General features: G+C 61.3%; 10 protein-coding genes. All 10 read right to left on the reverse strand.

Annotation, left to right across the window (positions count from 1 at the left end):
- Positions 1–3: 3 nt before the first annotated feature.
- Positions 4–3033, reverse strand: coding sequence for a multidrug efflux RND transporter permease subunit (locus AB4N64_RS01530; RefSeq protein WP_460121387.1), 3030 nt, complete (start codon positions 3031–3033; stop codon positions 4–6).
- 13 nt (positions 3034–3046) lie between these two features.
- Complete coding sequence (locus AB4N64_RS01535) at positions 3047–4195, reverse strand: efflux RND transporter periplasmic adaptor subunit (RefSeq protein ID WP_460121389.1); 1149 nt, start codon at positions 4193–4195, stop codon at positions 3047–3049.
- Positions 4196–4328: 133 nt separating this feature from the next.
- Entirely contained in the window at positions 4329–5429 is a 1101-nt protein-coding gene (locus tag AB4N64_RS01540; protein ID WP_460121390.1) for a DUF1513 domain-containing protein, read from the reverse strand.
- Positions 5430–5443: 14 nt separating this feature from the next.
- Positions 5444–6508, reverse strand: a complete 1065-nt coding sequence (locus AB4N64_RS01545) for an imelysin family protein (RefSeq protein WP_460121392.1) — start codon at positions 6506–6508, stop codon at positions 5444–5446.
- Between the two features lie 21 nt (positions 6509–6529).
- The gene (locus AB4N64_RS01550) at positions 6530–7957 is read right to left on the reverse strand and encodes a di-heme oxidoreductase family protein (RefSeq protein WP_460121395.1); all 1428 of its coding nucleotides are present in this window, start codon (positions 7955–7957) and stop codon (positions 6530–6532) included.
- Positions 7958–8222: 265 nt separating this feature from the next.
- Positions 8223–9578, reverse strand: coding sequence for an imelysin family protein (locus AB4N64_RS01555; RefSeq protein WP_460121397.1), 1356 nt, complete (start codon positions 9576–9578; stop codon positions 8223–8225).
- A gap of 244 nt (positions 9579–9822) precedes the next feature.
- Positions 9823–11874, reverse strand: coding sequence for a putative bifunctional diguanylate cyclase/phosphodiesterase (locus AB4N64_RS01560; RefSeq protein ID WP_460121400.1), 2052 nt, complete (start codon positions 11872–11874; stop codon positions 9823–9825).
- A 530-nt stretch (positions 11875–12404) separates the two neighbouring features.
- A complete protein-coding gene (locus tag AB4N64_RS01565) occupies positions 12405–13001 on the reverse strand; it encodes a superoxide dismutase (protein WP_460121402.1) in 597 nt (198 codons plus the stop codon).
- 179 nt (positions 13002–13180) lie between these two features.
- Positions 13181–13783 (reverse strand): LysE/ArgO family amino acid transporter, encoded by a 603-nt coding sequence (locus AB4N64_RS01570; RefSeq protein ID WP_460121404.1) that lies wholly within the window; start codon positions 13781–13783, stop codon positions 13181–13183.
- Between the two features lie 6 nt (positions 13784–13789).
- Positions 13790–14191 carry an ACT domain-containing protein gene (locus tag AB4N64_RS01575; protein ID WP_460121406.1) on the reverse strand — a complete coding sequence of 134 codons (402 nt, stop codon included), beginning with the start codon at positions 14189–14191 and terminating at the stop codon, positions 13790–13792.
- Positions 14192–14242: the final 51 nt, after the last annotated feature.

Genomic DNA, 14242 nt, shown 5'->3' on the forward strand with positions numbered 1-14242 from the left:
CTCCTACAGGGAGCGGTCGGGCTTCGCCAGCACGGTGTATACGCACGGCAAGACGAACAGGGTGAACAGCGTGCCGATCGACATCCCCGTGGCAATGACCGTCCCGATGTCGAAGCGGCTGACGGCACCTGCTCCCGTGGCGATGATCAGCGGGACCATGCCGAAGACCATGGCTGCAGTGGTCATCAACACCGGACGCAGGCGGATGGAGGCGGCTTCCTCGACGGCTTCCCGGGGTGTCAGCCCCTTGTCCTTGCGTAACTGGTTGGCGAATTCGACGATCAGGATCCCGTGTTTGCTGATCAATCCGATCAGCGTCACCAATCCGACCTGGGTGTAGATGTTCATGCTGGACCAGCCCAGGAACAACGGCAGCAACGCCCCGCAGATCGACAGCGGCACCGTCACCAGAATCACCAGCGGGTCGCGGAAGCTCTCGAACTGAGCCGCCAGCACCAGGAAAATGATTGCCAGCGCCAGGGCAAACGTCACCCACAGCGCAGTGCCTTCCTGAATGTATTGTCGCGAGGCCCCGGCATAGTCGATGGCAAAGCCGGCTGGTGCTTCTTCCCGAGCGATCTGGCGCACCACGTCGAGGGCCTCGCCCATGCTCACCAGCGGCACGCCAGAGAGGATGGCCGAATTGAGCTGTTGGAACTGGTTCAACTGGCGTGGTCGTGCGCGGTCGGTGACGGTGATCAGGGTCGACAGGGCCAGCAGTTCGCCCTTGGTGTTCTTCACGTAATAGTTGTTCAGCCAGTCGGGGTTGTCGCGGAACGGTCGTTCGACCTGAGCGATGACCTTGTAGCTGCGGCCTTCAATGGTGAAGCGGTTGATTTCCGCTTCGCCCAGCAATGTCGCCAGCGTGCCACCCAGGTCCTGCATGGACACGCCCATCTGCGCAGCCTTGGCGCGATCGATATCGACCACGACTTCGGGCTTGTCGAACGCCAGGTCGACGTCGACGAAAGCGAACTTGCCGGACTCCATCGCGCGCTTTTTCACCCGGTCCATCACCTGCAGCAACGAGTCGTAATCGCTGGCGGTGTTGATCACGAACTGAAACGGCAGACCCTCGCCGGTGCCCGGGAGGGAAGGCAGGTTGAAACCGAATACCTGCAAGCCGGCGATGCTGTCGAGCTTGCTCTGGACCTCGGGCAGAATTTGCATCTGCGTGCGGTCACGTTCGTTCCACGGCTTGAGCAGAAAGCCGCCGACACCCGACTGCACACCGTTGAAGCCGTTGATCTGGAATGACGAGTAGTACTCCGGAAACGCCTTGAAGATATCGATGAATTCGTTGGTGTAGGTGTTCAGGTAGTCGAGGTTGGTTGGCTGCGGCGCATTCGAGATCATGAAGACGATGCCCTGGTCCTCGTCAGGTGCCAGTTCCGATTTGGTGAACATCAGCAGGGCCGGGATCAGGCACAGCACGATGACGGCAAACACCAATACCACCGGACGTGTATTCAGCGTGCCGTGGAGCAGACGCTGGTAGCGGCGCTTGAGACTTTCGAAGATCAAGTCCAGACGATGTGCCAGGCCCGTCGGGTTTTCGTCGTGGCGCAACAATACGGCGCACATCATCGGTGACAGGGTCAGGGCGACGATGCCGGAGATCACCACGGCGCCGGCCAGCGTCAGGGCGAACTCCTTGAACAACGCGCCGGTGAGGCCGGTGAGGAAGCCGATGGGCGCATACACCGCCGCCAGGGTGATGGTCATCGAGACCACCGGCATGGCGATTTCCCGGGCACCTTCGATGGCGGCGTCCAACGGCGTCTTGCCTTCCTCGATATGCCGGTGGATGTTTTCCACTACCACGATGGCGTCGTCCACCACCAGGCCGATAGCCAGCACCATGGCCAGCAAGGTCAGCAAGTTGATCGAATAGCCCATCATTTGCATGAAGAACATCACGCCGATCATCGACAGCGGAATGGTGACCACCGGGATCACGACCGAACGCAGGGCGCCGAGGAACAGAAACACCACGACAATCACGATCAGCACGGCTTCGAACAGGGTCTTCACCACCTCATCGATGGAGGCCTGGATAAACAGCGTGGCGTCGTAGGCAATCTCGCCCTTGAGGTTGGGCGGCAACTGGGCCTCAAGGTCCGGCATGATCTTGCGCACTTCCTTGATCACGTCCAGTGGGTTGGCGCCGGGCGTGGCCTTGATGCCGATGTACACCGACGGCGTGCCACCGAAGGAACTGATGCTGTCGTAGTTTTCCGCGCCCATTTCCACCCGTGCGACATCGCGCAGCAGCACTCGGCTGTCGCCTTCGACCTTGAGCGGGATCGCCGCGAAAGCCTCGGCGGATTTCAGTTCGGTGTTGGCATTGATGCTGGTGACCACGTACTCGCCTTTCACTTCGCCAGCGGCGGAGAGGAAGTTGTACTGGCGCACCGCGTTGGTCACGTCGCTGGCGCTCAGGCCAAAACCTGCGAGCTTGACCGGGTCCAGCCACAGGCGCATGGCGAACACCTGGTTACCGAGAATCTCGGCTTCGGCCATGCCCGGCAGCGTCGCCAGTTTGGGCTGGATGACTCGCGACAGGTAATCGGTGATCTGCGGGTTGCTCAGTTCCTTGCTGAAGAAACTGATGTACATCAGCGCCGAGGCGTCCGCCGCTTCCTTGCTCAGCACCGGGTCTTCGGCGTCCTGGGGCAGTTGGTTTTTCACCTCGTTGGCCTTGGCCAGCAACTCCGTGAACAAACGGTCGCTGTTGGAGCCGATGCGTGCGTAGATGGAAATGATCGAGAAGTTCTGACGACTGACCGAGGTCATGTAATCAATCCCCTCGGCGCTCGCCAGGCTCTGTTGCATCGGCTGGGTGATGTAGCCCTGGATGGTTTCGGCATTGGCACCGGGGTACGCGGTGGTGACCGTGATCAGGGCGTTTTCCATTTGCGGATACTGGCGCAGCGGCAGCTTGCTCCAGGCCTGGAAACCCAGCAGCACAATCAACAGGCTGACCACGCAGGCGAGCACCGGGCGGCGGATGAACGGGTCGGTAAAAGCCATGGGAATTCCTTGATCAGTCCGCACGCGGCGGGCTGTTCTTCTCGCCTAGGGTTTTGTCGTCGCTGATGGCAATGCGTGCACCATTGTCCAGTTTGATCTGGCCGGCCGTGACCACTTTCTCGCCGTTTTGCACGCCTTTGGTAATCACCACCACACCTTCGCGGCGTTCGCCGGTTTCAATGAAACGACGTTCGGCGATCAGGATCGGCTCACCCTTGTCGTTTTTTTCCACCTCGCCGCTCTCGGTCTTTTTCTGCGCGACGATATACAGCGAGTTGCCGTACAGCGTGTAGGTGATGGCGCTTTCCGGCACGACGATGCTTGGTTTCGGATCGGGCAGCATCACCTGCAGGTTGGCAAACATGCCCGGCAACAACTTGCCGTCCGGGTTAGCCAGGGTCGCACGCACCTGCATGTTGCGCGTGCTGTTCTCGAGTTTCGGATTGATCGCGCTGATCCTGCCGGGGAAGGTCTGGGAGGGGTACGCCGCGACCAGGATATCGACGGGCTGGCCGAGGGCAATCTTCGGCACCGACTGCTCGGGCACGAAGAAGTCGACATAGAGGCTGCTGAGGTCTTGAAGCGTAGCGATCACGGCGCCGCTCGCCAGGTAATCGCCAACGTCCACCTGGCGAATACCGATGGTGCCAGTGAACGGTGCGGCGATGCTCTTCTTGCCAAGGGCCGCCTTGAGCTGATTGACCGTGGCTTTGCTCTTTTTCAGCACGGCCGACAGTCGGTCGAATTCACCTTTGGAAATGGCCTGGCTGCCGACCAGTTGGCTACCGCGACCATAATCGAGCTGGGCCAGCCCAAGGTCGGCCTCGGCGGTTTCGAGCAAGGCTGATTCGACCTTGCTGTCGAGGCGCAGCAGCGGCTGGCCGACCTTGACCTTCTGCCCGGATTCGAACTGCAGGTCGATCACGGTGCCGTCGGTCTCCAGGCTCAGGTCCACACCCTGCAAGGCCTTCAGCGTGCCAACACTGGGCAGACGCGCCTGCCATGGCTGCTCGCTGGCCGTGGCCACGGCGACACTGATCGGTGGTTTTGGCGCGGAGAAGGTCTGAATCATCGTGTAGATGGACCAGGCCTTGTAACCGGCCAGGATCAGCACGATCAACAGAACAACACCCAACATGATCAGCATGCGGCGACGCAGCATATTTCCAGTTCCTTGGAGAAATCAGGCGAGACAGACCGGCACATTACCGCGACTGGGAAGGGGATTCCAACTGATAGAAATCACAGGGGTCACCGTAGCCACCGGCACAGGCACGCCGGTGGCTACAGGTGTGTTACGCCATCAAGTGCAGATGGTTGTCCCAGAGCCCCGCCGGCAGCTCCAGCGGTTTTGCTACAAGGTTTGTCTGGCGGCAATCGTAATAACGGCAGCGACCTTGTCCCGACGTCACGACAAAACCGTCGGCCACGGCACCGACCCCGGCGCAATCGGGCAGCGGCGCATCCAGGCGCACTTCACCGCTGTCCAGGTCCCAGATGAAAAAGCGATTGCCCCTCGGTGCAGTCAACGCCACCAGGCGCAAGTCGCTGTGCACGGCGACGCTGGCGGTGTAGTGCCCCATGGCCTGCAATTGGTGCTCGGGCACCGGGAACGCCACGAACGGCTGGCCGGGACGCTTGATCGCCAGCAACTCCGAGGACTCGTGGGACGGCCCCATGAATTGCTGGCCGGCGACGATGGTGCCGTCGCTGGCAATGCCAAGGTGGCGCACGCTGTTCATCTGCTGCGCGAGGGTTTCCTTGCTCAGCAGGGTGCCGTCGCGTTGCATCAGCACCAGGCTCGGCTCCATGGCATCGAGGTTCATCTCGACCCGGCTTTCGGCTTCGGTGCGAATGCCGCCGTTGGCCACCACCAGGGTTTCGCCATCGGGTAGCCACGACACCTGATGCGGGCCGATGCCGTGGGTGGAGATCTCGCCGCTGTGCACCAGGCGTTCACCCTCGAACTTGTACACGCCGAGCAGGCCGCGGCCCGGGTCGGACGTGTCGTTTTCGGTGGCGTACAGCCAGTCGCCGCTTTTGTGGATGACCGCGTGCCCATAAAAATGCCGGTTCGGTTGCGAGACCACCGTCTGCAGCAATGTGCCGTCGCGCAGGTCGACCAGGTAGCTTTCGGTGCCAGGGCGCCGTGCGACGAACAGGGCGATCGGCAGCGTCGGGTGATTGATGATGTCGTGGCAGCGCTGGCCGACCTGGGTGGCGAACACCCGGGTGCCGTCCAGTCGATAACCGACGGCATAATGCTTGCCGTCGCCATCGTCCCGCGCCGACAGCAGCAACGGGCTCTGGTCCTTTTGCTTGAACAGCTTCCAGCCGCCCAGCGTCACTGCTCCCAGCAGCAAACTACCTAACGTCAGAGCCTGTCGTCGCAGCATGGCACTTGCCCTCATCAGTCACCGTCGTTGGCGTTGAAGCCCAGTTGGATGCCCAGCGCCTTGGCCAGCTCGCCTTCGTGCAGGCGATGGACAACGTTGAGGCTGTCGTAAAGATCGTTGAGCTGCTGGCGACCGGCATCGTCGCCGAGCATTTCGGTCAGCGAGCGCTGATTGCTGGCGAACAGCTTCAAGGACGCTGCATAGGCGGCATCGATCTTGTCGGCCAGGGGTTTCTGTTCGCTCGGCAGCAGGCCGCGCAGACCTTTGTTATCAACGCCTTCCCACACGGTTTTGGCGGCCGCGAGGCTGGCTTCCAGCCCCGTCAGCGACGACTGGCTGCGCCAGGCATCGGCTTGGAACGGTTGCGGAACGCCCTTGGTCTGACGGCCCATCGGGGTGCCGAGTTTTTTCTTCAGGCTGTCGAGCGCAGTGACCTGCACACGCAAGAGATCAGCGATGGCTTCGTGGGAATCGGCATAGCGCTGGTTCGGAAACTTGCTCATCTGCGCGAGCATACCGTCGGTATTGTTCCAGCCTTTGAGGATGTCCTCGGCCAATTGCTTCTGGCGCTCGCCGATGGCGATCAACAGCGGGCAGTACTTGGCTTTCTGCTCGGCGTTGGCCACATCGGGCTTGCTGTCGAACAGGATGTACTCGTAGGCGGAGAGGCCCTGGACCACTACGCTGGACTTGGCCAACGCAGCGGCATCGATCTGCGGCTGGGCAACGATCAGTTGCTCGACCTGACGGCCGACGAGGTTCTTTTTGTCCGGCCAGAATTGCACCTGCCAGGCGCGGTTGCCCTCAGCCAACGGGCCGATCAGCAACGGTTGCAGCTCGGCCCACGCCTTCTGCGCGTGCAGGAAGTCGGCCCGGGCGGTGTCCAGGGTTTCCTTGCCTTCGCAGTAGGCGAGCGCGCTCACGGCCAACTGGCGGTCAGCCTCGACCCAGCGGGTGTAGGTCGGCAGGATCACCGACTTGGCGATGGCGGCCGAGGTCACAGCCTGTGGGTCCTGCGGCGAGCAGGCGCCGAGGGCGATAGCCGCTAGGCTGGTGAACAACAGTTTGGGGCGGAACATGTCGGGCTCCCGATTCTGGATTTATAGAGAGTTCAAAAAGGCCAGCAACGCGGCGCGCTGCTCGGCATTAAAAGACAACACCTGTTGCTGCGCCGCTTTCGCTTCGCCGCCATGCCAGAGCACGGCTTCGAGCAGGTTGCGGGCGCGGCCGTCATGCAGGAATTGGGTGTGGCCGCTGACGGCCTCGGTCAGGCCGATGCCCCACAACGGCGGAGTGCGCCAGTCGCGGCCACCGGCCTTGAATTCAGTGCGATTGTCGGCCAGGCCGTCGCCCATGTCGTGCAACAGCAGGTCGCTGTAAGGGCGAATCACTTGATTGGCCAGTTCAGGTTCAGCAGCGTTGGCGGCAGTGGTGTATTTCGGCGTGTGGCAGGACTGGCAACCGGCCTGGAAAAACAGGTTCTTGCCCGCCAGCACTTGCGGCGAGCCCACATCGCGGCGCGCCGGTACGGCGAGGTTGCGACTGTAAAACAGCACCAGGCGCAGGATGTTGTCGCTGACTTCCGGCTCGCCATCCGCGCCATTACCGTTGGGCGCCTGTTTGCACGCGGTTTGCGTGTCGGTGCAGTCATCAAACGGTCTCAGGCGGGTGGTGAGGCCCATGTCACCCGAAAACGCATGAACATTTTGTTGATTGAGGTTCGGTTGCCCGGCCTTCCAGCCAAAGCGGCCGAGGACTGTTTTCTGCTGGGCGTCATCCCACACCAGGTTCGGACGCCCGGCGATGCCGTTGTTTTCTTTCTCTTGAGCCTTGGCGTTGGCCAGGACCGCCTCGTCGGGAATGGCTTCGAGCAAACCCAGCCCAATCATCGGCGGCGCCACCCGCGCAGAAAACCGCGTGTCGGGGTGCATCGGGCCATAGCCCAACTGGGTGATGTTCAGGCTCGGCTTACGCAGCTCGACCTCGGTGCCGTCCTTGAAGCGCACCGACACGGGCGTGTAGTCGACCCGCACCTTGCCTTCCGGGACTACGCCTGGAATGGACATGTCCTGGAATTGTCCGCCGTAGACGGGTTCCGGAACCACGCCGTTCTGCTCGATGAGTTTGGCATAGGCTGGCGTATCGGGAATCGACAGGCGCACCAGCATCGACACGGAGTTGGAGGCATCGGGCGCCGGCGGATGGCCGCGCCCGTCCTTGATGTGGCAGTTCTGGCAAGCGTTGGTGTTGAACAACGGGCCGAGGCCATCGCGGGCGGTTGTGGTCGAGGGGGCGATCACCCAGGGGTTGCGGAAGAAGCTGTTGCCAACGCTGAAATCCACGCGCCTGGACGGCGGCAGGTTGGCAGACGGCAGGGAAAAGGCGTTCTGGTCGGTCTTGCGCACGGTTGCCTGGCCACCGGAACGGGCTTCGCCGGGCTCCGCTTTGGTAAAACGCGGGGCGTCATCGCAGGCACTCAGGCCCAGGGCCAGAACCAGTGCGGACAAGCGAAGAAGCAGCGAGGGCATCAGACATCCTGCGAGACGAGCAAAACAAGGGCGCAAAGTCTAACAGGGCGGGGGAGTTTGAATAAGAGGAATTATCGTTTGATTGCCCGTCTACCCCTTCACCTGTAGGAGCGAGCATGCTCGCGATGGTCGTTAACGATGACGCTGGTTACCTGATACCCCGCGGTGTTCTTGCGTCCATCGCGAGCATGCTCGCTCCTACAGGGAGCGGGAAGCATAAAAAAGCCCCGACGAGTCGGGGCTTTCTTCCGGCAACGAGCGTCGATCAGAACTCGTGATCAGCGTTGTCCGGGTTGAGGTCGGTGATGCCCAGCTTGCCAGCGGCGGCTTCGATCGAACCGGTCTGCTTGACCAGGGCGGCGATGGCGTCGCGCACGATCTGGTTGCCGGCGGTGTTGCCCGCCGCGATCAGTTGGTCGTAGTGCTCACCCTTGAGGGCGTGATCGACGATGACCTGCATTTTCGCTTCGGTGGCGGCAAGGTCAGCTTTAAGCGCGGTATCCGCGGCGGCGTCGGCCTTGGCCACCAGGGACGACAGGCTGGCCCCGGTCATCTTGGTGCCGTCGACGCGAGTGTATTCGCCCAGGTACACGTTACGAATGCCCTTGGCATCGTAGAACTGCGAGTAGTGGGTGTTGTCGCTGAAGCAATCGTGTTCGTCTTCAGGGGAGTTGGCTTCCAGCGAAACCTTCATGCGCTCGCCAGCCAGTTCGCCCAGGGACAGGCTGCCCATGCCGAACAGCATTTTACGCAGGCCGACGTCACCCGGTTCCGCTTCCAGGGTGGCGCGATAGTTGTCGGCTACATTTGGTTTCCAGTTACCGACCATTTCTTCCAGGTCGCTGACCAGCAACTGGGTCACCGCTTTCAGGTAAGCACGACGACGGTCGTTGTGACCGCCGGTGGCGCCGGTGCCTTCGAGGTAGTCCGAAGCCGGACGGTTGCCGGCACCAGGGCCGGTGCCGTTCAGGTCCTGGCCCCAGAGCAGGAATTCGATGGCGTGGTAGCCGGTCGCGACGTTGGCTTCGGAACCGCCCAGCTCGTTGAGGCTGGCGAGTTTTTCCGGAGTGATGTCCTTGACGTCGATCTTGTCTTCGCCAACCTGGATCTCGGTGTTGGCGATGATGTTGGCCGTAGCGCCTGGGTTACCCAAAGCGTGCTCGTAGGATTTGTCGACGTAGTCGATCAGGCCTTCGTCCAATGGCCAGGCGTTCACCTGACCTTCCCAGTCGTCGATGATGGTGTTGCCGAAGCGGAACGCTTCGCTCTGCAGGTAAGGTACGCGGGACGCAACCCAGGCGGCCTTGGCAGCTTTGAGGGTCTCGGCGTTCGGCTTGGCGAGGAAGGCGTCGACGGCAGTCTGCAGGGTTTTTGCAGTGGATTCGGCATCGCTGTAAACGGCGTAAACGATGTCGGCGTAGTGAGCGACAACGGCCTTGGCGGCGGCTTCATCGACTTTACCGGCAGCGGCAGGCGCGGCGGCTGGAGCAGCCGGGGCCGCAGCGGTGCTGGCGGCCGGCGCAGGTGCGGCGGCTTTTTCTTTGTCTTTGCCTTCGCCGCAACCGGCGAGGGAAATAGCGATGGCCAACAGACTGGCGGTAGCCAGAGGCATACGAATCATGGCGAACATCCTGCTTCGAGAGGGGGTGGAGACGCGCCCGGCGCGCAAAACTGCCACATAATGCAAATCTTTCGCATTATGTGTAAAGGGTTGTTGTTGGAAATATTTCTTATTCGGGAGGGGCGCTACCCCCTGTAGGAGCGAGCATGCTCGCGATGGACTGATGAACGCCGCGGGGTGTCAGACTTCCCGCGTTATCGTTGACCTCCATCGCGAGCATGCTCGCTCCTACAGGATTTCAACATCAGAGGATTGCCGCGTTGGTGCGCTGAGCCTGCTTCATGTAGGCGCCCAGCTCCCGCGCCGGCAGCGGTTTGCTGTAGAAGTAGCCCTGACCTTCATGGCAGCCTTCGGAAATGATGTAGGCCTCTTGCTCGGCAGTTTCCACACCTTCGGCGATGACCTGCATGCCCAGGCTCTTGCCCAGTTGAATGATGGCGCGAACGATGGTGGCGTCGTCATCGTCATCGAGCAGGTCCTGCACGAAGCTCTTGTCGATCTTGATCTTGTCCAGCGGCAAGCTCTTCAAGTAGCTCAGCGATGAATATCCGGTGCCGAAGTCGTCGATGGCGATCAGCGCGCCGGAGCGGCGCAGGCTAAGCAAGTGCTGGGCTGCGGTGCTGATGTCTTCCATCAGGCCGGTTTCGGTGACTTCCAGCTCCAGGCTGCGCGGCGGCAGGCGGTACATCTGCAGCAGGTTGTTGACCACTCGCGGCAGTTCGGCGTGGTGCAGTTGCACGGTCGACAGGTTCACCGCCATGCGCAGTTCGGTGAAACCCTGGTCATGCCAATCGCGCAGTTGCTTGCACGCATGGTCCAGCACCCACTCGCCGATGGCGATGATGGTGCCGTTCTGCTCCGCCAGAGGGATGAACAGATCCGGCGGCACCAGCCCGTGCTCGGGGTGCTGCCAGCGAATCAACGCCTCAACGCCCACCACGCGCTGATCGCGGTAGCTGATCTGGGGTTGATAAACCAGGTAGAACTGATCTCGGGTCAGGGCATCGCGCAGGTCTTTTTCCAGCTCACGACGACGGCGCATCTCGGTATCGACGCTGGCGATGTAGAACTGATAACGGTTGCGTGAACGGGTCTTGGCCAGCGTCATGGTCTGCTCGGCCTTTTGCAGCAGCTTCTCGGTGCTGTCGCCATCTTCGGGAAACAGGGTGATACCGATCGTGGCTCGCAGGCGAATTTCCTGGTGATCGAGGGCGAAGGGCGCCTCCAGGTCATCGAGAATGTTCTGTGCCAGTTCCGCCGCCTCGTAGGGTTGTTCGATGTCGGCCTGCACCAGGGCGAATTGGTCGCCGCCCAGGCGGGCCAGAGCCCCCAGGCGACCGCTGTGGGCACGCAGGCGGTCGGCCAGGGCCAGCAGCAACTGGTCGCCGGTCTGGTAGCTGAACTGTTCGTTGATGCCTTTGAAGTCGTCGAGGCCGACACACAACACCGCGACCCGACGCTGCAACTTGCCGGCGTCAACCAGGATTTTGTCCAGTTGCGTCTGCAGTTGCTGGCGGTTCGGCAGGCCGGTGAGAAAGTCGTACTGGGCCATGCGCAGCAGGCTGTTTTCCGCTTCATGGCGCAGATGGGTGTTGCGCTCGATGGATTCGAGCAACTGATTGGCGGTGCTGATCCAGATCCCCAATTCGTTCTTTTCGTGCCCCTTGAGCTGCGGGATCTTGTGTTCGCTGGGGCGGTCCGGGTTGATTTCGGTCAGGTGCTCGATGATGCGGGACAGTGGTTTGGTCAGCAGCCAGTGATAGACCAGGTACAAGACCAGCCCCATGGCCAGGGCACGCAGGACCCCCGAAATGAAGATGATCACCGAACTGACGATAAAACCCTGGCCATAAGTGGCCGTGTCGAGGGTGATGCTGAGGTCGCCGTAATACTCGCTGTAAGGGCCACGGCCGACCAATTGTGTGGTGAATGTGCGTTCCTTGCCGAGAATAAGGTCGGTCAGCCAGCGGCTGTTGGACGCCTGCAGATCGCGGGACTTCTGCGCGAGCATCGCTTCATTGGGGTGACCGATGGACGCCTGGCGCACGGCATCGTCCTGGAACAGGCCTTCGATGACCTGCATGCCCATTTCCCGGTCCAGGCTGTAAACGGCCTGGGTTGAGGGGTCGCGAAACATGTCGAGGATGCGCTGCGCATCGCTGGCCACGGCCTGGTTCGTCTTATAGGCATCGAAAACGATCTGCGCGCAGCTCAAGACCACGCCAACGATCAATGCCGACAACAGCACGACCCGGAGCAACTTTACCGACAAGCTGTTCTTGAGTTCCAGCTTCAAAGAGTCATTCCTTGTTCCGTGCGGGTAGCATCAAGTAGCCATGAGTATTGGCAATCCCGTGATGGCAGTCAAAGGGACAATCGAACACAGGAAGATTTACCTGTGGGTTGGCCGAAATGCTGCTATCTGGAGTATTCGCGCTTATTCGTACTGTTTCGGTAGTCGAGTCCTTCAACTTGAGGGGGCGGGGAGAAAATTCCTTCAGGTTGATGGTAGACGGGTCTGGCGTGGGGACAAGGGGAGTGAGGTGGGTTTCATTTTTGCGGCTGGATGCTTGCCCGTGTGGGAGCGGGCTTGCCCGCGATGGTGTTCATGCAGCCAACCCATTCCTACCGGTGTACATCATCCCTGTAAGAGCGAGTTTACTCGCGATGGTCGTCAACGATGACGCGGGCGGCCTGGATGCCCGCGGTGCCTGGGCTACCATCGCGACGGTTCGACGCCTCGACAAGCTCGCTCCTACAGGGATGGGGGATGGCCAGGGCATAAAAAAACCCGGTCAAGGCCGGGTTTTTTGTCTGGCATCGAGCTTAAGCTTTGAAGGTCTTGCCTTCGAATTGCTCAGCTACGAATTTCCAGTTGACCAAGTTCCAGAACGCTTCGACGTACTTCGGACGAACGTTGCGGTAGTCGATGTAGTAGGCGTGTTCCCAGACGTCGCAGGTCAGCAGCGGGGTGTCGCCGTTGGTCAGCGGGTTGCCGGCGCCGATGGTGCTGGCCAGGGCCAGGGAACCGTCAGCTTTTTTCACCAGCCAGCCCCAGCCGGAACCGAAGGTGCCGATGGAGGTTTTGCTGAACTCTTCCTTGAACTTGTCGAACGAACCGAAGGCCGCGTTGATGGCTTCAGCCAGTGCGCCGGTTGGTTGACCACCGGCGTTTGGCGCCAGGCAGTTCCAGTAGAAAGTGTGGTTCCAGACTTGAGCGGCGTTGTTGAAGATGCCGCCCGAGGAAGACTTGACGATTTCTTCCAGGGTCTTGCCTTCGAACTCGGTGCCAGGCACCAGATTGTTCAGGTTCACGACGTAGGTGTTGTGGTGCTTGTCGTGGTGGTATTCCAGGGTTTCCTTGGAAATGTGCGGCTGCAGGGCATCGTGGGCGTAAGGCAGCGGCGGCAATTCGAAAGCCATGATCATTCTCCTAATCAGGTCAGTTTGCGGTGGGCGCAAGGCCGATCACGGGCGGCCAGACAAAGCGCCGAGGAGTTTGTACTCTTTGCGGCGCATCGAACCGGATCATAGCACCGGGGTGGCGGCATAACCACGCAACAACTGTGTGGAATAGAGGTTCCAGAGCCTTTTGGAATAAATCAGGCGCTGGTGATCAACTGCGCTGCCACGGTGAACATCATCACCGCCACCAGCAAGTCGAGGATTCGCCAGGTGCTGGGGCGTGCCAGCCAAGGGGCCAGCCAGGCGGCGCCCAACGCCAGGGTAAAGAACCACAGCAGCGACGCACTGGCCGCGCCGACGACATAGGCACCGGGCTCGGTCTGTTGGGCGCCCAGCGAGCCGATCAGCAGCACCGTGTCCAGGTAGACGTGCGGGTTGAGCAACGTCACCGCCAGGGCACTGAGCATGACCGCACGCAGTGATCGTACCGTCTGGTTTTCCCCTTGTTGCAGGCTCTGCCGGGAGCAGGCACGACGCAGCGCGAGGCTGCCGTACCACAGCAGGAACGCCGCACCACCCCAGCGGGCGATGGCCAGCAAGGTCGGGTTTTGCGCCAGCACAGTCGCCAGGCCGAAGACACCGGCGGCCACCAGCAACGCATCGCAGGTCACACACAGTGCCGCTACCGGCAGGTGATGTTCGCGCCGCAGGCTCTGGGCCAGGACGAAAGCGTTCTGGGTGCCGATCGCCATGATCAGCCCCGCGGCCACCAACAGGCCGTTCACATAACTTTGCCACATGGGTCGTTACTCCGCGTTCGCTGCCAGGTCGCGCAGCACTTGCATGGCGCGTTCGGCGTCGGCCTGGCCGACGAACAAATGGTCGTGGTAGTAGCCGGCGATCACATTGCAGCTGATGCCGGCCTGGCCCAGTGCCGTGGCGAAGGCGGCGGTCAGGCCAACGGCTTGCAATGCCGAGTGCACGTTGAGGGTGATCCAGGCCGCGACGTAGTCGAAGCTCAAGCCGGCCTGCTGCGCGTGGGCGCGTGGCAGGATCACGGTCAGGCCTTCCTGTTCGCGAAAGCTGCCGACGATGTCCAGGCCGTGGGGCAACTGACCATCGGGCAACGTGCAGAACACGTATTCGCCGTCATTGAGCTGCGGGCTCATGCTGCGCAGCAGGGTTGCCAGGGAGGTTTCGCCAGCCATCGGGGTGATCCTTGTCCAAGAGTTCTTGCTGGCTATTGTCCTTCCCAAGGC

It is taken from the genome of Pseudomonas sp. S2_C03 (assembly GCF_054668405.1).

Coding starts and splice junctions, on each gene's coding strand:
- AB4N64_RS01530 (WP_460121387.1), bottom strand. CDS start 3,033: ATGGCTTTTACCGACCCGTTCATCCGCCGCCCGGTGCTCGCCTGCGTG.
- AB4N64_RS01535 (WP_460121389.1), bottom strand. CDS start 4,195: ATGCTGCGTCGCCGCATGCTGATCATGTTGGGTGTTGTTCTGTTGATC.
- AB4N64_RS01540 (WP_460121390.1), bottom strand. CDS start 5,429: ATGCTGCGACGACAGGCTCTGACGTTAGGTAGTTTGCTGCTGGGAGCA.
- AB4N64_RS01545 (WP_460121392.1), bottom strand. CDS start 6,508: ATGTTCCGCCCCAAACTGTTGTTCACCAGCCTAGCGGCTATCGCCCTC.
- AB4N64_RS01550 (WP_460121395.1), bottom strand. CDS start 7,957: ATGCCCTCGCTGCTTCTTCGCTTGTCCGCACTGGTTCTGGCCCTGGGC.
- AB4N64_RS01555 (WP_460121397.1), bottom strand. CDS start 9,578: ATGATTCGTATGCCTCTGGCTACCGCCAGTCTGTTGGCCATCGCTATT.
- AB4N64_RS01565 (WP_460121402.1), bottom strand. CDS start 13,001: ATGGCTTTCGAATTGCCGCCGCTGCCTTACGCCCACGATGCCCTGCAG.
- AB4N64_RS01570 (WP_460121404.1), bottom strand. CDS start 13,783: ATGTGGCAAAGTTATGTGAACGGCCTGTTGGTGGCCGCGGGGCTGATC.
- AB4N64_RS01575 (WP_460121406.1), bottom strand. CDS start 14,191: ATGGCTGGCGAAACCTCCCTGGCAACCCTGCTGCGCAGCATGAGCCCG.